General features: G+C 64.2%; 17 protein-coding genes. 6 read left to right on the top strand and 11 right to left on the bottom strand.

Annotated elements, in window-relative coordinates; translation table 11 throughout:
- Positions 1 to 160 precede the first annotated feature (160 nt).
- Complete coding sequence (locus AYK65_RS11595; RefSeq protein WP_046118611.1) at positions 161 to 1063, bottom strand: metallophosphoesterase family protein; 903 nt, start codon at positions 1061 to 1063, stop codon at positions 161 to 163.
- A gap of 115 nt (positions 1064 to 1178) precedes the next feature.
- On the opposite strand from AYK65_RS11595, the gene AYK65_RS11590 reads away from it, so the two are divergent.
- Positions 1179 to 1670: an NUDIX domain-containing protein gene (locus AYK65_RS11590; protein WP_046118612.1), complete on the top strand. Its 492-nt coding sequence runs from the start codon at positions 1179 to 1181 to the stop codon at positions 1668 to 1670.
- Positions 1671 to 1688: 18 nt separating this feature from the next.
- Here AYK65_RS11590 and AYK65_RS11585 read toward each other — a convergent pair whose 3' ends face one another.
- Positions 1689 to 2681 (bottom strand): glutathione S-transferase family protein, encoded by a 993-nt coding sequence (locus AYK65_RS11585; RefSeq protein WP_081158420.1) that lies wholly within the window; start codon positions 2679 to 2681, stop codon positions 1689 to 1691.
- A 256-nt stretch (positions 2682 to 2937) separates the two neighbouring features.
- Between AYK65_RS11585 and AYK65_RS11580 the strand changes: the two genes are divergently transcribed.
- Entirely contained in the window at positions 2938 to 3495 is a 558-nt protein-coding gene (locus AYK65_RS11580) for a GNAT family N-acetyltransferase (RefSeq protein WP_046118614.1), read from the top strand.
- A gap of 169 nt (positions 3496 to 3664) precedes the next feature.
- Here the strand turns inward: AYK65_RS11580 and AYK65_RS11575 are convergent, their stop codons facing one another.
- From AYK65_RS11575 to AYK65_RS11555, 5 genes are read right to left on the bottom strand one after another with little or no spacing between them, the layout of a single operon-like run.
- Positions 3665 to 4156: a GNAT family N-acetyltransferase gene (locus AYK65_RS11575; RefSeq protein WP_081158418.1), complete on the bottom strand. Its 492-nt coding sequence runs from the start codon at positions 4154 to 4156 to the stop codon at positions 3665 to 3667.
- On the bottom strand, positions 4135 to 6204 hold the full coding sequence (locus AYK65_RS11570) for a hypothetical protein (protein ID WP_081158416.1): 2070 nt from the start codon (positions 6202 to 6204) through the stop codon (positions 4135 to 4137). Before AYK65_RS11570 ends, AYK65_RS11575 begins: the two co-directional genes overlap by 22 nt.
- A 7-nt stretch (positions 6205 to 6211) precedes the next feature.
- Positions 6212 to 9025: a DUF4159 domain-containing protein gene (locus AYK65_RS11565; RefSeq protein WP_081158414.1), complete on the bottom strand. Its 2814-nt coding sequence runs from the start codon at positions 9023 to 9025 to the stop codon at positions 6212 to 6214.
- Positions 9022 to 9942 (bottom strand): DUF58 domain-containing protein, encoded by a 921-nt coding sequence (locus AYK65_RS11560; RefSeq protein ID WP_046118618.1) that lies wholly within the window; start codon positions 9940 to 9942, stop codon positions 9022 to 9024. Before AYK65_RS11560 ends, AYK65_RS11565 begins: the two co-directional genes overlap by 4 nt.
- Positions 9943 to 9945: 3 nt before the next feature.
- Positions 9946 to 10959, bottom strand: a complete 1014-nt coding sequence (locus tag AYK65_RS11555) for an AAA family ATPase (protein ID WP_081158412.1) — start codon at positions 10957 to 10959, stop codon at positions 9946 to 9948.
- Positions 10960 to 11222: 263 nt separating this feature from the next.
- On the opposite strand from AYK65_RS11555, the gene AYK65_RS11550 reads away from it, so the two are divergent.
- Genes AYK65_RS11550 through AYK65_RS11540 form a run of 3 tightly spaced genes read left to right on the top strand, consistent with a single transcriptional unit; the run spans position 11223 to position 13731 of the window.
- A complete protein-coding gene (locus AYK65_RS11550; RefSeq protein WP_046118647.1) occupies positions 11223 to 11846 on the top strand; it encodes a DUF1285 domain-containing protein in 624 nt (207 codons plus the stop codon).
- Positions 11843 to 12475 carry a CoA pyrophosphatase gene (locus tag AYK65_RS11545; RefSeq protein ID WP_026617955.1) on the top strand — a complete coding sequence of 211 codons (633 nt, stop codon included), beginning with the start codon at positions 11843 to 11845 and terminating at the stop codon, positions 12473 to 12475. The genes AYK65_RS11550 and AYK65_RS11545 overlap by 4 nt, the downstream gene beginning before the upstream one ends.
- Entirely contained in the window at positions 12472 to 13731 is a 1260-nt protein-coding gene (locus AYK65_RS11540) for a CCA tRNA nucleotidyltransferase (protein WP_081158410.1), read from the top strand. Before AYK65_RS11545 ends, AYK65_RS11540 begins: the two co-directional genes overlap by 4 nt.
- Before the next feature lie 23 nt (positions 13732 to 13754).
- On the opposite strand, the gene AYK65_RS11535 is transcribed toward AYK65_RS11540, so the two are convergent.
- Positions 13755 to 13940, bottom strand: coding sequence for a DUF1059 domain-containing protein (locus tag AYK65_RS11535; protein ID WP_026617953.1), 186 nt, complete (start codon positions 13938 to 13940; stop codon positions 13755 to 13757).
- Positions 13941 to 14227: 287 nt separating this feature from the next.
- On the opposite strand from AYK65_RS11535, the gene AYK65_RS11530 reads away from it, so the two are divergent.
- The gene (locus tag AYK65_RS11530) at positions 14228 to 14770 is read left to right on the top strand and encodes an adenine phosphoribosyltransferase (protein ID WP_026617952.1); all 543 of its coding nucleotides are present in this window, start codon (positions 14228 to 14230) and stop codon (positions 14768 to 14770) included.
- An 83-nt stretch (positions 14771 to 14853) separates the two neighbouring features.
- On the opposite strand, the gene AYK65_RS11525 is transcribed toward AYK65_RS11530, so the two are convergent.
- From AYK65_RS11525 to ychF, 3 genes are all read right to left on the bottom strand, one after another.
- Positions 14854 to 15324: a MaoC family dehydratase gene (locus AYK65_RS11525; protein WP_081158408.1), complete on the bottom strand. Its 471-nt coding sequence runs from the start codon at positions 15322 to 15324 to the stop codon at positions 14854 to 14856.
- A complete protein-coding gene (locus AYK65_RS11520; RefSeq protein WP_081158406.1) occupies positions 15321 to 15776 on the bottom strand; it encodes a MaoC family dehydratase in 456 nt (151 codons plus the stop codon). The genes AYK65_RS11525 and AYK65_RS11520 overlap by 4 nt, the downstream gene beginning before the upstream one ends.
- A gap of 63 nt (positions 15777 to 15839) precedes the next feature.
- Positions 15840 to 16943 (bottom strand): redox-regulated ATPase YchF, encoded by a 1104-nt coding sequence (gene ychF / locus AYK65_RS11515; protein WP_081158404.1) that lies wholly within the window; start codon positions 16941 to 16943, stop codon positions 15840 to 15842.
- Between the last annotated feature and the right edge of the window lie 177 nt (positions 16944 to 17120).

The raw sequence follows: 17120 nt of genomic DNA, 5'->3' as shown, positions 1-17120 counted from the left end.
CTGCCTGTCTCCTGTGAACATCGCGCGGGCGTTGGCGAACCCAGTTCCACCGTAGGTCGATTGCCCCCGAACGCGATTAAGACGCATCAGTCTCGCTGATTATTCGCTCGGACCTGAATTTCCGTCGACGAAGACCTATGTGGTCACTTCACGAGCCGCTTTAGAAGCGCGTCGTTTCGGCCAGCGTCACGCCCTTGGCGTCGGCACCGAGTGCGTAGCGTTCCCGGGTCAGATGCCAGTCCCCCGGTCCGCCGGTCACCGAGAAGAGGTTGTAGGCGGCGACGGGCTTGCTGCCGCCGGGCCCCTGCGATGCCGACGCGATGCCAACGACCGGCACGGGTGCCGCATGCCCCTTGAGCCAATAGACCGTATTGAGATGGGTGTGACCGTGCAGGACCAGTTCGGCGCCGCCGGAAGAGATGGTCGCGGCGAAACGGCGGATGCCGATCATGCGCTTGTGCATCGAGGTTGCGCCGCGGATCGGCGGGTGATGGATCATGACGATGCGGAAGAGCCCGGCCTCGCCTGCGGCACGCAGGAGATTGACGGTCGCTCGCGCCTGCCGCGGACCGAAGTAACCGCTGGCGGCGAAAGGCGGGGTGGCAACGGCCGTCGAGCAGCCGATAAGCGCCACCGGCCCGCGCACCCGCATATAGGGGAAACAGGCATGGTTCTTCAGCCACCCGGATGGGCTATCGTCGCTGCGCATGTAGGGATACCAGGCGCGCGTTATCTTTTCATAGGCGCCTGGCACATAGGCGTCGTGATTGCCCGGCACGACGGAGATGTCGCGCGGGTCGCCGGCCTCCGCGAGCCAAGCGGTCACCGCCTCGATCTCCAAGGACGAGGCTAGATTGACGAGGTCCCCGGTGATTGTCAGGTGATCCGGCTGGCGCTTTTCGATGTCCTCCATCAGGCAGTCGAGCGTGCCGGGGAAGAGATGACGCACCCGGTTCCTGTGCCAGTTGACGAAGCCGGTGATCCGCTTGGAGGCAAGTTCACGGAGAGTGAGGTCCGGCAGGGGCCCGAGATGGACGTCCGATATATGCGCAAGTTTGAACATCAACTCCGTCTAGCGCATATTCCAGGTCAGGGGAATCACTTGAACGGATTATCCCGGATGGCCTAAAGCGCCGCGCTCCGATGTAAGGGATCGTAGGGTAGCAGGAGAGAAGCACATGGACGAGAACCGCCGGCAGGAGTTGCTTAACTGGCGGCTCCGCCTGTTGACGCGGTTCGCCCATGTCTACTTTGCTTTCGCACGCGGCATGACGCTCGGGGTTCGGGCCGCGTGTTTCGATGACGAGGGTCGTGTCTTCCTCGTCAGGCACTCCTACCTTCCCGGCTGGCATTTCCCCGGCGGCGGCCTCGACCGTAACGAAACGGCGGTGGAGGGGATCGTTCGCGAGCTCAGGGAGGAGGGCAATCTCATGCTGACGACAGGGCCGCTGCTCTTCCAGGTCTACTACAACCGGCGCACCAGCAGGCGCGATCACGTCATCTTTTTCCGTTGCGACAATGTTCGCCAAGAGCAGCCGAAGCTCCCCGATTTCGAAATCGCCGCGGCGGACTTCTTTTCGCTTGACGAACTCCCAGCGGAGACGACGCCGGCGACCCGGCGCCGCCTCACCGAACTTGCGGGAGCGGCGACACCGGATACATTCTGGTAGGCAGTTCCTACTTCCAGTCTAAAGATCATCTCGCCCGTGCGGAGCGCCGAGGTCGACGACCGGCCCCACCGGCACGATGCCGGTCGGATTGATCATGGTGTGGCTCCGGTAATAGTGCTGCTTGATGTGGTGCATGTTCACCGTCTCGGCGACGCCCGGCACCTGATAGAGATCGCGCAGATAGCCATGAAGATTCGGATAGTCGGCGAGGCGACGGATGTTGCATTTGAAGTGACCGACATAGACCGGATCGAAGCGGAGGAGCGTCGTGAACAGGCGCCAGTCGGCCTCGGTTCTGTTGTTGCCGAGCAGATAGCGCCGTGAGGCGAGACGGCCTTCGAGCTCATCCAGGATGGCGAAGAGGGCAGTCACGCTCTCCTCATAGGCCGCCTGGCTCGTCGCGAAACCGGCCTTGTAGACGCCGTTATTGACGGCGTCGTAGATGCGCGCGTTCAACGCATCGATTTCCGCCCGCAGTTCTTTCGGACAGAAATCCTCGGTCGAGCCGGTGAGATAGTCGAAGGCCGAGTTGAACATCCGGATGATTTCGGCGGACTCGTTGGAGACGATCGTGTTCTTCTGCTTGTCCCAGAGAACCGGCACGGTCACCCGGCCGGAGTAGATGGGATCGGCGCGCACATAGATCTCCCAAAGGGTGCGCGAGCCGAAGAGGTGGTCGGCGGTACCGCCGTTCTCGCCCCCACGTTCATCGCCCTTGAATTCCCAGCCGTTCGCCTGCATCAGCGGATCGACGATCGAGAGCGAGATGATGTCTTCGAGTTTCTTGAGCTTGCGGAAGATCAGCGTGCGATGGGCCCAGGGACAGGCGAGCGAGACGTAGAGATGATAACGGCCCGCTTCCGCCTTGAAGCCGCCCTTGCCGGAAGGGCCGGGCGATCCATCGGCGGTGACCCAGTTACGGAACTGCGATTCGCTGCGCTTGAAATGGCCGTTGGTTGCACGCGTGTCGTACCAGACGTCCTGCCAGACGCCATCCACCAGCCTGCCCATGGGCGAACTCCTTCACTCGTTTCCTTAACCGAAGATAGCGCGCCGAGGCGCCGCCGATAGGGGCGAAATTCCGAACAGTGCGTTTTCGGCTTTGACAGATGGCGATTTTCTGGTATCGGCGATCCGTTAGCTTTTTCACGTTCGGAAACGACCTTAACCATGATCCTGTCGGGAAGCCCGCGACGACGCTGATGCTGAAATACCCTTTCGGGTGAAGCCATCCTTGTGTTCGTTCGCATGCCGGTTCTCGATATCCATGAAAAAGCACGATCTCGTCTATCTGACTGAAGACGCGTCCCACGACGCAGCCATCGAAATCATCAATGAAGAAGCCTTCGGCCCAGGCCGCTTCGCCCGTGCTGCCGCGCGGATTCGCGAGCAGGGGCCGCATGACCGGTCGCTTTCCTTCATCTGCGCCGACGACGGCGAGACGATCGCTTCCGTGCGGATGACGCCGGTGATCGCCGGGTCCGTCCGGGGACACCTTCTCGGTCCTCTTGCCGTGCGGCCGTCGCACAAGAACAAGGGCATCGGCCGCGAACTGGTGCGCATCGCAGTCGAGGCCGCGCGGCGGAGGGGGTCCGAGGCGGTGATCCTCGTCGGCGATCCGCCCTACTACCAGCCGCTCGGCTTCGAGAAGGTGCGCTACGGAGCGCTCGAATTCCCCGGTCCGGTCGATCCGGCCCGGGTGCTGGTCGTGCCGATCGCGGCGGACGTTCACACGCGGCTCGAAGGCGTGATCGCCTGGCGGGATGACGGCGTGGCGCCTGCTGCTGAATTCGTCGCGCAAACCGCGACAGGCGCCGCAGCCTGAAGGTAAACCGCTCACATCAGCCTAGTCGGCGTCCATGACCACGGATGACCGGGTCTGATTGGAACCAAGGGTTTTTCTCCCCTCGTCATCCTCGGTTAAGCCCGAGGATGACGACCGTGGAGGTTGTACCGACGAGGTTCGAAACCGTGACGAACAGCGAGCCGTGGGATCAGACAGTTTTGAGCGTGAACACGTCCAGAAGGTGATCTCCCACGTTCTGCTCCTGCAGCGACCAGCCGAGCCCCTCATAAAAACGCCTTCTTGCAGGTAGCGCGCAGAGATAGGCAGTCTCGGCGCCGGTGGCGAACGCGGCCAGTGCGGCATGGCGGACGATCGCGCCGCCGATGCCGAGCCGTCGAAATGGCGGATCGACCCAGACGGCGGCGACCCAGGGCGTATACTGCGGCCGCTCTTCCATGTCGGAAACGATAACGGAAGCGGTGCCGACGAAGGTCGAGCCGTGGTGAGCGACGAGCGCGAAGGGCAGCGGGGCGCTGTTGAAATTATTCTGGACCAGCCCTGTGATGTGCTCCAGCGGATATCCATTCGGCTTCCACCACGCCCGCCAGACGCGATCGGCCACCTCCGCCGCAAGATGCGGCACGACGCGCAGATCGGAGATCGTTATCTCGCTGCCGCTCACCGGCCCTCGCGATACCAGGTCGTGGAGATGAGGAAGAGCAGCGCGGCGAGGCCGAAGAGACCCGCGAAGAGCGACAGCGAATTGACGCCCTTCAGCACCGTCTCGTCGGTCATGCGCAGCGACAGGCGCTCATCATCAGCGACGCGCACCGCGCCGCGAACCGGCAGGATCGAAGGGAGATCGACCGGTCCGTCGGCGTCCGCCAGCCGGCGGACAAGCCCCTTCGTCTTTTCCGCCCAGGGCTTCAGCCTTTCCTCCGTCGAGATCGCCGCCTTGAACTCCGGCGCGTCGACATTGCCGACATGGACGAGCGTCGTCAGCTCGTCGTTGGCCACCTCGAAGAGGCCGATTTCATCGCTCTTGACCTCTGCCTTATAGAGGCCCGGCTCGCGTTCGGTAAGGGTGACCTCCTGGGTCCTTCCGGACGGATAGGTGAGCGTCGCCTGGCCGGGGTCTCCCTCGATCGTTTGACGGGTGATCTCCAGTGTCCGGCCGAGGGCGCGTGCGGTGAGCGCCTCCTCTTCGAGCGCCGGCTCCTGCATCAGCCAGTGGGCGGTGCGGCGATAGAGCGAAATGTGCGGTCCGCCGCCTTCGAAGCCGCGTGCCCAGAGCCAGCCCTGGTCGGAGAGCAGCATCGCAACACGCCCCTTGCCGACGCGGTTGAGGACGAGCAGCGGCTTTCCGTCCGCCGCTTCCATTACCGTCTGGCCGAGAGGCCGGTCGACGTCGACGGTGCGGAACCAGCGGCCCCAGGCCGGCGGCTCGCTCGATGCGCCTTCGAGGCCGCGCGTGACCGGATGCTTCTTTCCCTCCTCGGAAAGCCGCGGGAAGAAGGCCGTTTCGGTCATAACGCCGGTGGGGGTCGCGGGCAACACGGCCGAAAGCGGAGTGGCAGCGATCGAATCATTGCCGGCGTGCTCCGGTCCCGCGGCAATCAGCAAGGCGCCGCCGTTCTGAACGTACTGCGCGATGTTGTCGTAGTAGAGGATCGGCAGCACGCCGCGGTGCTGGTAGCGGTCGAAGATGATGAGATCGAACTCGCTGATCTTGTCGACGAAAAGCTCGCGCGTCGGAAAGGCGATGAGCGAGAGCTCGTTGATCGGCGTGCCGTCCTGCTTTTCCGGCGGCCGCAAGATGGTGAAGTGCACGAGATCGACCGCGGCGTCGGATTTGAGGAGATTGCGCCAGGCTCGCTCGCCGGCATGCGGCTCGCCGGAAACGAGCAGCACGCGCAGGTTCTCGCGAATGCCGTCGAGCACGTGGACGGCGCGGTTGTTCGCCTCCGTCACTTCGCCGGCGACAGGATTGACGGCGAATTCAAGGATGTTGTTGCCGCCGCGCGGGACGGTGAAACTGAACGGTACGTCCGTCCCCGGTTCCGCGAGCTCGGTGGCGATCTCGTTGCCGTTGAGACGCATCGTGACCTCGGCGCTGCCACCGGGCGCCGCTCCTTCGTCCACAACCCGGAACGTCAGTTTCTGCTGTTCGCCGACAATGCCGAAGCGGGGCGCGCTCACGATTTCGATGCGCCGGTCGAACTCGTCCGGCCGCCCGGTGATCAGTCCATGAATGGGCGCATCGAAGCCGAGCTTCTGGTTCACGTCCGGCACATCGTGGATCTGACCGTCGGTGATGAAGACGGCGCCGCCGACGCGGGCGGGCGGCACATCGGCCAGTGCCGTTGTGAGAGCGCCGAAGAGCTTCGTCGAGGGAGCTTCGCTCTCCTCGCCGTCGGCGGCCTCGACGATGCGCGTCTCGATCTGGGGAAAGCGGGCAAGACGTTCCTTGAGATCGGCGAGCGCCCGGTCGGTCTGTTCGCGGCGGTCGCCATTCTCCTGGCTCTGGCTGCGGTCGACAACCACAGCGACGATGGTCGAGAGCGGCTGGCGCTCCTCCTGGAAGAGAACCGGATTTGCAAGGGCGAGGCAGAACGCGACGAGAGCGGCCGTCCTGATCCAGGCACCGCGAACGCCGCGCCAGAGCCCGAGCGCCGCCAGCGCGGCTGCGATGAGCGACAATGCCGCGAGATAGGGCCAGGCAAGAAGTGGCGAAAAGTCGACGGTCATCGCTGCCTCACTGTCCGAGCCGCTCGAGCAGGGCGGGCACGTGCACCTGGTCGGCTTTGTAGTTGCCGGTCAACATATACATCATGATGTTGACGCCGGAGCGGAAGGCATATTCGCGCTGCATCTCGTCTGGCGGAACCGTCGGCAGCACCGCGACACCGTTGGAATCCACCGCCCACGCGCCGGCAAAGTCGTTGCCGGTGATCATGATCGGCGTCACGCCGTCGCCCGAACGCGCCGGACGGTCGCTCAGCTCCTCGCGATTGTCGAGCTGGGCCTCGATCCAGAGCGGGCTGCCCGTGTAGCGGCCGGGAAAGTTCGTCAGCAGATAGAAGGCCTTTGTCAGAACATGGTCGGCCGGAACGGGCTCCAGCGGCGGTATGTCGAGATTGGCAAGGATCGCCTGCAGGCGTTCGGCATTCGGACTCGTGCCGCCGGAGGAGGCGCCGAGCGAGGAGAACTGATCGCGCGTGTCGAACAACACCGTGCCGCCGGCGCGCATATAGGCATCGATGCGGCTGACGGTCTGCGGGCTCGGCATCGGTGCGCTGGCCGAGATAGGCCAATAGATGATCGGGTAGAAGCTGAGCTCGTCCTTGGCGATGTCGAGGCCGACCGGGGCGCCCGGCTCGAGCGTCGTGCGATAGGTGAGGAAATCGGTGAGACCGCGAAGTCCGCTCTCGGAGAGACGGTCCACGTCTTCCTCGCCGGTGACGACATAGGCGAGATGGGTGGTGTCGAGCCGTTCCAGAATGCGCGCGTCATCCGGCCGCGCGTCGTCCGCAAGGGCTTGCGGAGGGGGAAGAAGAGCGGCCGCGGCCATCACGAGGAACAATGCTGTTGCTGCTTTCGCCATGCGGGAGCGCGAAAAGGCGCCGCCCATGAACAGGACAATCGCTGCATCGGCGAGCAGCAGCAGCAATGCGAGCGTCAGCAGCGCCGGTTTCAGCGACCAGCTCTCCGCCGCTGTGAGCCGCTCGGATGTGTACGGGCCGGCGGCCGCCATGTCGATGCGCTTGAGCTGAGCGTCGCGCGGCAGCAGGTTCAGCGCGGTGAATCCGTCCTCGGAACCATAGAGGCCAGGCGGATTCTCCGGCGTCGCCAACGGCGCCTTACCCGGCACGATGTCGAGCGGGCGGGCATTGGCGGTTTCGGCGACAAGCAGGCCGTCGGCGTTCAGCAGCCGATACGGCGGCAGCGTCTGTGGCTGCGCCGCCCTGTCTTCAGCGGCGATGCCGCCGCTGCGCGAAAGCTGGACGCTGCGGCGGAGCATTTCGACGAAATGTCCGGAGATCGGCAGGTTCGACCAGGTGGCCTCGGCGCTGACATGGAAGAGAATGATGCGGCCTGTGCCGCGTGCCGCCGTCGTCACCAGCGGCGTGCCGTCGGCGAGGTTTGCCCAGGTCCGCTCGACGAGATCGGCGGTCGGTTCGGCCAGGACCTGCCTCTTGACGAGGATATCGGTGGGGCGAGGCATGCCCGCAAACGGGCTGTTCAACGGATAATCGGCGAGCGGCTGCGGCTCAGACCAGGAGAGCGCGCCGCCAAGCGCCCGCTCACCCTGCCGAAGCGTCACGGGCACAAGCGGATCGTCGGCGGGCGCGGCGGCAAGCCGCGGGCCGGCGAAACGGATCAGTGTGCCGCCGTTGTCGATCCATTTCGCAAGCAGCGGATAGGTCTCTTCCGGCAGGCGGCCGATATCGGCCATGATCAGGACCGAGGGCCGCTGCTGCAAGAGTTCCGGAATGGCGACCGCGAGATCGGTTTCGCGCGGCTCGACGAGGTCGGCATAGGGGGCGAGCGCCCGATTGATGTAGTAGAGGGGAGACAGCAGCGGCTGTGAAAGGTCGCGCGCCTCGCCGCTCAACAACGCCACACGGCGGCGGCGGAAACCGTCGTCGAGGAGATGCGTCGCGCCGGCGGTTGCGGCGCCTTCGATGCCGATGCGGGCGAAGTCGTTGCGCAGTTCGAAGGGAGCCTCGATCGTTCCCTTCGCGGTCGCCGCACCGGGCGCGAAATCGATCGTTCCGTTCGCAATCGCACGGCCGCGCGCGTCGAAAGCGACGATCGGGAGAGAGCGGCTGTCGTCGGTCTTCAGTCGGCTCGCCATCACCGCCATGCCGTTCGACTCGTTGCTGCTGTCGGTGAGCGCCACGGCCTGGCTCCCGTCCGCTTCGATCACCTTGAGGTCGGCCGCGCCGATGCCTGCCAGCGTCTCCATGGTCTTGCCGTCCTCGGCCTCGATGCCGTCGGTGATGAAGGCTATCGTTCCGGGCGGTGTATCCCTGAAGGCCGTTTGCATGGCAGCGATTGCGGACCGCCGGTCGGCCGGCAGCGGTTCGGGGCCCACCGCTGCGAGCCGATTGCGCGCAGTGCCGGCCGATCCCGGCGTCGCGTCATGCTGGCGCTCGCCGGTAAAGACGATGGACACGGCAAGGTCCTTCGCTTCGGCGTCATCGATCAAAGCCGAGGCAGCCTCGACGCGCCGCTCCCAGTCTGGTGCCGCCGCCCAGCTATTGTCGATCAGCAACGCCAGCGGGCCGGATGTGGCGAGTGTGTTGCTGCGCGGGTTGAAGACCGGATCGGCGATTGCAAAAATGACGGCGGCCGCCATCAGCATCCTGAGAAGCGTCAGCCACCAGGGACTCTTCGACGGCGTTTCCTCGCGCTTGATAACCGAGGCGAGGATGCGCAGCGGCGGAAAAACCTCGGCTGCGGGTCTGGGCGGCGTCATGCGCAGCAGCCACCAGATCACCGGCAGCGCGACGAGGGCTGCGAGCATGGCCGGATTGGCGAAGACGAAGGAGAGGCCGCCTATCATAGCTGCCCTCCATGCGTCGCCCGGCCCGGCATTCCGGATAGATACATGTGTACTGCGACCAGCGCCTCCGACGCCGGGCGATCCGTCCTATGTGGAATGAAGGTCCAACCGAGATGGCGAAGGCTATCTCCGAGGCTGTCACGGCGGGCGCGATAGGCGCGCTGATAATCCTCGCGTAGGATCTCGGCGCGGCCGGCGGTCAGCTTCTCGCCCGTTTCCGGATCGGTGAATTCGGTCCGGCCGGCGTAGGGGAAGACCTCCTCGGCGGGGTCGGCGATCTCGACGACGTGCCCGCGCAGCCCCCGGCGGGCGAGGGGACCGAGCCGTCCCATCACCTTGTCGGCGGGGTCGAGGAAATCGCCGATCAGGACCAGATCGCTGGCGCCGCGGATCATGCCGGTCTCGGGCAGGCCCTCGGCAAGCGGGCTCAGCATGATAGCGGTCGCGAGCCGCTCCGCGGCGTTGCGCGCCGAGACCGGCTCCATCACGCCGGGACAGCCGATCCGTTCGCCGGAGCGGGCGAGAATCTCGGCGAGCGCCAGCATCAGAACCAGGGCACGGCTCTCCTTTGAGACGGCGCCGAGCGTCGATTTGTACATCATCGAAGGCGAAAGGTCGGCCCAGAGCCAAATTGTATGCGCGGCTTCCCATTCGCGATCGCGGACATAGGTATGGTCGTCCTTGGCTGAGCGGCGCCAGTCGATGCGCGACAGGCTCTCACCTTCGCTGTAGGGCCGGAACTGCCAGAAGTTCTCGCCGATGCCGCGCTTGCGTCGGCCGTGCCAGCCGGAGATGACGGTATTGGCGATCCGGCGTGCCTCGACAAGGCAGTCAGGAACGAGCATCGCGCGCTGCTGCGCACGTGAAAGAACCTCGCCGGAGGGAGTACGCGCGACGATGTGCCCGATGGAGGCCATGCGTTATGCCTTGGCCCGTTTCACCAGGTCGGCGATGACGTCACGCACCGTCATGCCCTCGGCACGCGCCGCAAAGGTCAGCGCCATCCGGTGCTGCAGGACGGGCTCGGCGAGCGCCAGGATATCGTCGATGGAGGGCGCGAGCCGGCCATCGTAGAGCGCCCGTGCGCGGGCCGAGAGCATTAGGGCCTGACCGGCGCGCGGGCCCGGACCCCACGCAACGTTCTTGTCGGTGGCGGCATTGCCGTTGCCGGGACGGGCCGAGCGCACGAGCGCCAGAATGGCGTCGACAACCTTCTCGCCGACCGGCATCTGACGGATCAGGCTCTGGAGCTGCTGCAGGCGCTCGGCATTGATCACCGGACGGGCCTCGGCCTCTACCACTCCGGTCGTTTCGAGGAGGATTTGCCGTTCGGCGGAAAGCTCCGGGTAACCGACATCGACCTGCATCAGGAATCGGTCGAGCTGAGCTTCCGGGAGAGGGTAGGTGCCCTCCTGTTCGAGAGGGTTCTGCGTCGCGAGCACATGGAAAGGCTGCGGCAGGTCCTTACGGGCACCGGCGACGGTGATGTGGTATTCCTGCATCGCCTGCAACAGCGCCGATTGAGTGCGCGGCGAGGCACGGTTGATCTCGTCGGCCATCAGGAGCTGCGTGAAGATGGGGCCGGCGATGAAGCGGAAGGAGCGATGGCCCGCCGCGTCCTGATCCATCACCTCCGAGCCCAGAATGTCGGACGGCATCAGGTCCGGCGTGAATTGAATGCGACTGTTGTCGAGGCCGAGAACGGTGCCGAGGGTCGCTACAAGCTTCGTCTTGGCGAGACCGGGCACACCGACAAGCAGCGCGTGGCCGCCGGAAAGAACCGCGAGCAGGGTCTGCTCCACCACGCTTTCCTGGCCGAAGATGACCTTGCCGATCTCCGCGCGGATGAGCGCGATCTCGCCAAGGGCCGCTTCCGCTGCCGCGACGATCGCCTTCTCATCGGCCAGTTCGATCGCGCTCTTCATAACACTCATTGCCAGTCTCCCGCTCGTGCGTGTCGAACCGATTCGGCATCACCCTGCTTTCGGTTCGTTTTTTCAATTTAGACCCTCGCAGACGGCTGACAAGCCGCCGCCAACGCACTATCTCGTGAGCTTCAGAACGCCCTGAAGCATTCCGGCTTCTCCGCTAAGCGCGAAGTGCGGTCAAGATGCTCGCAACCAGGGGCGAACATCTCGCTCGTCTCATGGACGCGCTATTCTTCTCAGGCAAGATTGGGGCCAAACGGGACAGAACGATGGCAGAAACGAAGATTCAGCGGACGGGCGATGCGGCGGGGCTTGCTGCACTCATTGCGCGCGCTGCTGGTCAGACGGATGGCGAAGCAAGGGGATTGCCACCGGTCGAGCGCTGGAATCCGCCGTTCTGCGGCGACATCGACATGGAAATTCGTGCTGACGGAACCTGGTTCTACATGGGCACGCCGATCGGTCGCCAGCCGCTGGTGAGGCTGTTCTCGACAGTCCTGCGCAGGGACGGGGATGGCAAGACCTATCTCGTGACGCCGGTGGAAAAGGTCGGCATCCGCGTTGCCGATGCCCCGTTCATCGCCGTCGAAATGAGCGTTACGGTGAAGGACGACGAGAATGTGCTGACCTTCCGCACCAATGTCGGCGATGTCATTGAGGCCGGGCCGGAGCATCCCCTGCGTTTCGTCATCCATGGCGACAATCGCGAGCTGAAGCCCTATCTCCACGTGCGCGGAGGCCTGGAGGCGCTTGCCTCCAGGCCGGTGATGTACGACATCGTCGAGCTCGGTGAGAGCATTGACGTCGACGGTGTCGAGATGTTCTGCGTCAAATCGGCGGGGGCGGTTTTCCCGATCATGCCGGCGGCGGAGCTGGAAGCGCTGTCCAGATGAGCCGTCATCTCTTCTCCGCCGACGAGTTCCGCCGCCGCGCGCGTGCCCAGGCGGGCGGGCCGGTCGAGACCGCCTGGCGCGACCACGGCGACTTCCTGCTCAATCCCGGCATCGTGCCTTATCTCGAATCCCTGCATCTGAAGGATGCCGCGGTGCTCGTGCCGGTCGTCGACAGCGGCGAGGATGCGAGCGTGATCTTCACGCAACGCACCTCGACGCTGCGCAAGCATTCCGGCCAGGTCGCCTTTCCGGGCGGTGCCGTCGATCCGGAGGACCCGTCCGTCGAAATCGCGGCGCTGCGCGAGGCTGAGGAGGAGATCGGGCTCGATCCGCGCTTCGTCGAGACGATCGCCCGGCTGCCGCATTATATGGCAATGTCCGGCTTCCGCATCACGCCGGTGCTCGCGGTGGTGCAGCCGGGCTTCGAACTGACCCCGAACCCCGTGGAAGTCGAAAGCGTGTTCGAGGTGCCGCTATCGTTCCTGATGAATCCGGAGAATCACGGACGTGGGAGCGGCCATTGGCAAGGCGCCGAGCGGTATTATTACCGGATGCCCTATGGTGAGCGGAACATTTGGGGCATCACGGCGGGGATTGTCCGCATGCTCTACGAAAGGCTTTATGCATGACCTCCATTGCTGCCGAGCCCTGGTTCCAGGATCCCCCGCTGCGCCGCGTCTTCGAATTGCTGAATGGCGACGGCGGCGAGGTGCGGATCGTCGGCGGCGCGGTCCGCAACAGCCTGCTCGGCCTGCCCGCTGGTGACGTCGATCTGGCGACCACCTGGCATCCGGAGGAGGTCGCTGGGCGCGCGAAGGCGGCCGGCATCAAGGTGGTGCCGACCGGCATCGACCACGGCACCGTGACGCTGGTGATCGACGGCATACCTTACGAGGTGACGACCTTGCGCCGCGATGTGGCGACGGATGGGCGGCGCGCCGAAGTGGCCTTCGGGTCCGGTTGGAAAGAGGACGCGGAACGCCGCGACTTCACGATCAATGCGCTTTACGCGAATAGCGAAGGCGAGGTCTTCGACTATGTTGGTGGTCTGGCCGATATCGAGAGCCGGACCTTGCGCTTTATCGGCAACGCCGCCGAGCGCGTCGCGGAAGATTATCTGCGCATCCTGCGCTTCTTCCGCTTCTTCGCGCATTACGGCAGCGGCCGTCCGGATGCGGAGGGCCTCAGAGCCTGTGCGCAGGCGCGCGCGAAGCTTTCGACGCTTTCCGCCGAACGCGTCTGGGGAGAGACGAAAAAGCTGCTTTCCGCCGAGGATCCGGGCCGCGCGCTTCTGTGGATGCGCCAGGCGGGTGTGCTCGGCGAGATCCTTCCGGAAACCGAGAAATGGGGCATCGACGCCATACCCGGCCTCGTCGCCGCGGAGCGGAGCTTCTCCTGGCGGCCCGAGCCGCTCTTGAGGCTGGCGGCGATCGTTCCCCCGGACGCCGAGCGGCTCGAAGCTATGGCGTCGCGATTGCGGCTGTCGAAGGCGGAAAGTGCTTATTTCGAGCGGTTTGCCAGAGCGCCGGCGATCGCTGCCACTCTGCCGGACGCAGCATTCGACCGGGAACTCTACCGACATGGTAAGGACGGGATCATCGCCAGGCTGAAGCTCTCGCTCGCCGCCGCCCGCCGCAAATCCGAGACAGATCCGGCGTTCCTCGCCGAGACCGCCTCGTTCCAGCGGCTGCTGGCGCGGGCGGAGAAATGGCAGCGCCCGGTCTTTCCGCTGAGTGGAGTCGACGTCTTGAAGGCGGGCGTTCCGGCGGGCCCGAAGATTGGTGAGCTGTTGGCGGAGCTTGAGAACTTCTGGATCGAGCGAAATTTCAATGTCGACCGGGCGACGCTGGTCGCCCGGCTCGAATCCCTGGCGCGGTCTGGCTGAGCGGGAGTGCCGGCACTGCGCCGTCAAGCTGCCTGGGTCTCGTCGACGATGCGCGCCTTGATGTTGTCGACCATGTTTTCGCGGATGACCGTCTCGCCATGGGTGTCGCGCATGTGCTCAACGGCCCGGCGTACGACTTCGGCATCGTTATCGGCGCGGGTGTGCCAGGGGCAACCCGGAACGAGCGTACCGCATTCGAACAAGCGCATGGTGTTCCTCCTTCCTCCAGATCACTCGGCCCTTTCGCGACCGAAAGCATGAAGTGACCGATTCCAAGAAGTGGAGCGGGACGAGGGCGCAGAACCACCGACATCTTCCGCTCTGATCGCCTTTGCAACTGGTAGGCCGATGCGACCTGCCGAGGGAAGCCTAACATCAACCAGAGGGTCGGCCAAATTGTTCCGCCTGCCGTTGCGCGAAGAAATCCCTGTCAACACGTAGTTGGTTGGTGCTATGGCTTTGCCGACCTCCAGACTCGCAAAGGCCGTTTCCAGACATGATCGCTGTTCAATCGGAACTGATTGCCGCCATACGAAGCATTCCGGACTACCCGAAGCCGGGCATCATCTTTCGCGACATCACGACCCTGCTCGGCAATCCGAGAACGTTCCGTCGGGCGATCGACGAGCTCGTGCATCCCTATGCCGGAACCAAGGTCGAGAAGATCGCCGGAATCGAGGCGCGCGGCTTCATTCTGGGCGGTGCGATCGCGCATCAGCTCTCTGCCGGCTTCGTGCCGATCCGCAAGAAAGGCAAGCTGCCGCACGACACGGTGAGGATCGCCTACAGCCTCGAATACGGGGTCGACGAGATGGAGATGCACAGGGACGCGATTGTCCCGGGCGAAAAGGTGATCCTTGTCGACGATCTGATCGCGACCGGCGGCACCGCCGAAGGGGCAACGAAGCTCCTGCAGCAGATGGGCGCAGAGATCGTCGCCGCCTGCTTCATTATCGATCTGCCGGAGCTCGGCGGCCGCAAGAAGCTCGAGGCGCTCGGCGTCAACGTCCGCACGCTCATCGAGTTCGAGGGGCATTAATAAGTTGGCGCGGGATGCGGGCGGAAAACCGCGCACACTTTTCCTCATCCCGCGCTACGGCCTTCGGTGCTTGGCGGCCCGTTTCAGGCGAATTCGATGACCTTGCTTTCGAAACGGATCACCGCCTCGCCATGCTGGTTCTCGCCCTCGCACAGAATGGTATTGATCCGCCAGCCGGGCCGTGATGCGACGATGCGGGCCTCGAGCAGGGTTACCGCGTAAGTTATCGTGTCGCCGGCATAGACCGGCTTCAGCCATTTGAGTTCGCGAAAACCAGGGGAGGGACCGAGTTTCGGCGCATGCAGCCCCTCGGCCGCGAGGCGCCGGGCTTCGTCCGCCCAGAAGCGTACAAAGCACTGCATCCAGCCGGCGCTGGTATGCCAGCCGGAAGCGCAAAGGCCGCCGAACAGCGATTGTTTCGCCCCTTCCTCGTCGAGGTGGAACGGCTGCGGATCGAAATCGCGAGCAAAACGGATGATGTCCTCCGCGGCGAAGGTCAGGCTGCCGATGACGACCTTTCGGCCGGCTTCGTAAAGTTCCGCCAACGTCATCATGGGCGCTGCTCCTTCTCTCGGCGCCGGAACATGATCGAGCATTCCGAAATTGCGACAGCCTCTCCCTCCTGGTTGCTGATTTCGTTGCGGAACCTGACGATGCCGATCATGGGCTTCGATTTCAACTCGCGCGATTCCAGGACCAGGCTGAAGCCGCCGAGCGAATCTCCAGCAAGGACGGGTCTCTTCCACTCCATGAAGTCAATGCCCGGCGAGCCTTGCGAGGAGGAATTGCCGAGGAAGGCGTCGATCATCATCCGCATGCCGATGGCACTGGTGTGCCAACCGGAGGCGGAGAGGCCGCCGAGAATGCTGCGCTTGCCGGCCTCTTCATCGAGATGCATCGGCTGTGGATCGAATTTGCTGGCGAAGGCAATCATGTCGGGGGCTTGCATCAGGACCGGGCGATAGTCGAAACGCCGTCCTTCTGTGAAATCCTCGAAATAGAGCATGCCGCCCCTCCATCGTCGCCGGAAAAGATGCGGGCCCCTATATGGGGACGCATCCGCCCGATGTCACGTGTTGAAGCGGAAGTGGATGACGTCGCCGTCCTGCACGACGTAATCCTTGCCTTCGTCGCGCGCCTTGCCGGCTTCCTTGGCACCGTTTTCTCCGCCATAGGCGATGAAGTCGTCATAGGCGATGGTGTTGGCGCGAATGAAACCGCGCTCGAAATCCGAATGGATGACGCCCGCCGCCTGCGGTGCCTTTGTACCGCGCGGGATCGTCCAGGCACGCGTCTCCTTCGGGCCCACCGTGAAATAGGTGATGAGGTCGAGCAGCTTATAGCCGGCGCGGATCAGGCGGTCGAGGCCTGCCTCTTCCAGACCGAGAGCCGAGAGAAATTCTTTCGCTTCCTCGTCCGGCAATTGGGCGACTTCCGATTCGATCGCGGCCGAGATCACAACGGTTTCCGCGCCCTGAGCCTTGGCCATCTCCTCGACGGCACGGGTGTGCTCGTTACCGGTTGCCGCGTCGGCTTCGGCGACGTTACAGACATAGAGGACCGGATGGGCCGTGAGCAGGTTGAGGCCTTGCAGGATGCGCAGCTCGTCACCGTCGAGCTTCGGAAGCAGGGTGCGCACCGGCCTGCCTTCTTGCAACAGTTTCAGCGAGGCTTCCATCACCGGGAGCTGCGCCATCGACTCCTTGTCCTTGCCGGTCGCGCGCTTGCGCGTCTGCTCCGTCCGCCGCTCGAGGCTTTCGAGATCGGCGAGCATCAGTTCGGTCTCGATCGTCTCGGCGTCCTCGACCGGGTGGATGCGCCCCTCGACATGGGTGATATCGTCGTCCTCGAAGCAGCGCAGCACGTGCACGACGGCATCCACCTCACGGATATTGGCGAGGAACTGGTTGCCGAGGCCTTCGCCCTTGGAAGCGCCGCGCACCAGCCCGGCGATATCGACGAAGGAGATGCGCGTTGGAATGATCTCCTTCGATTTCGCGATATCGGCGAGCCTGCGCATGCGCGGATCGGGAACGGCGACTTCACCCGTGTTCGGCTCGATCGTGCAGAAGGGATAATTCGCCGCCTGTGCCGCTGCCGTCTTGGTCAGCGCATTGAAGAGTGTGGACTTGCCGACATTCGGCAGCCCGACGATACCGCATTTGAAGCCCATGGCTAAACCTGTCGTTCCTGAAATCGCTTGGGCGTGGCTATGGGATAAAGGAGAGGAGCGGTCAAGCTCTTCCCGCATATCGCAATGTGTTCACATCCCGTTGGCCGCTGGGTTTCCCTTGAATGCCTTTGATCGGAGCGCAATATTGGTTGCCTGTTCATGTCATCAACGGCGGAT

It is taken from the genome of Ensifer aridi, assembly GCF_002078505.1.
Lineage (GTDB): Bacteria > Pseudomonadota > Alphaproteobacteria > Rhizobiales > Rhizobiaceae > Sinorhizobium > Sinorhizobium aridi.
Note: the sequence above shows the minus strand (reverse complement) of the source record. Positions and strands in the feature narration are given on the sequence as shown.

Excerpts from the sequence above, each read along its gene's own strand:
- AYK65_RS11595 (WP_046118611.1), bottom strand. The coding sequence starts at position 1,063 with ATGTTCAAACTTGCGCATATATCGGACGTCCATCTCGGGCCCCTGCCG.
- AYK65_RS11590 (WP_046118612.1), top strand. The coding sequence starts at position 1,179 with ATGGACGAGAACCGCCGGCAGGAGTTGCTTAACTGGCGGCTCCGCCTG.
- AYK65_RS11585 (WP_081158420.1), bottom strand. The coding sequence starts at position 2,681 with ATGGGCAGGCTGGTGGATGGCGTCTGGCAGGACGTCTGGTACGACACG.
- AYK65_RS11580 (WP_046118614.1), top strand. The coding sequence starts at position 2,938 with ATGAAAAAGCACGATCTCGTCTATCTGACTGAAGACGCGTCCCACGAC.
- AYK65_RS11570 (WP_081158416.1), bottom strand. The coding sequence starts at position 6,204 with ATGACCGTCGACTTTTCGCCACTTCTTGCCTGGCCCTATCTCGCGGCA.
- AYK65_RS11565 (WP_081158414.1), bottom strand. The coding sequence starts at position 9,025 with ATGATAGGCGGCCTCTCCTTCGTCTTCGCCAATCCGGCCATGCTCGCA.
- AYK65_RS11560 (WP_046118618.1), bottom strand. The coding sequence starts at position 9,942 with ATGGCCTCCATCGGGCACATCGTCGCGCGTACTCCCTCCGGCGAGGTT.
- AYK65_RS11555 (WP_081158412.1), bottom strand. The coding sequence starts at position 10,959 with ATGAGTGTTATGAAGAGCGCGATCGAACTGGCCGATGAGAAGGCGATC.
- AYK65_RS11550 (WP_046118647.1), top strand. The coding sequence starts at position 11,223 with ATGGCAGAAACGAAGATTCAGCGGACGGGCGATGCGGCGGGGCTTGCT.
- AYK65_RS11545 (WP_026617955.1), top strand. The coding sequence starts at position 11,843 with ATGAGCCGTCATCTCTTCTCCGCCGACGAGTTCCGCCGCCGCGCGCGT.
- AYK65_RS11540 (WP_081158410.1), top strand. The coding sequence starts at position 12,472 with ATGACCTCCATTGCTGCCGAGCCCTGGTTCCAGGATCCCCCGCTGCGC.
- AYK65_RS11535 (WP_026617953.1), bottom strand. The coding sequence starts at position 13,940 with ATGCGCTTGTTCGAATGCGGTACGCTCGTTCCGGGTTGCCCCTGGCAC.
- AYK65_RS11530 (WP_026617952.1), top strand. The coding sequence starts at position 14,228 with ATGATCGCTGTTCAATCGGAACTGATTGCCGCCATACGAAGCATTCCG.
- AYK65_RS11525 (WP_081158408.1), bottom strand. The coding sequence starts at position 15,324 with ATGATGACGTTGGCGGAACTTTACGAAGCCGGCCGAAAGGTCGTCATC.
- AYK65_RS11520 (WP_081158406.1), bottom strand. The coding sequence starts at position 15,776 with ATGCTCTATTTCGAGGATTTCACAGAAGGACGGCGTTTCGACTATCGC.
- ychF (WP_081158404.1), bottom strand. The coding sequence starts at position 16,943 with ATGGGCTTCAAATGCGGTATCGTCGGGCTGCCGAATGTCGGCAAGTCC.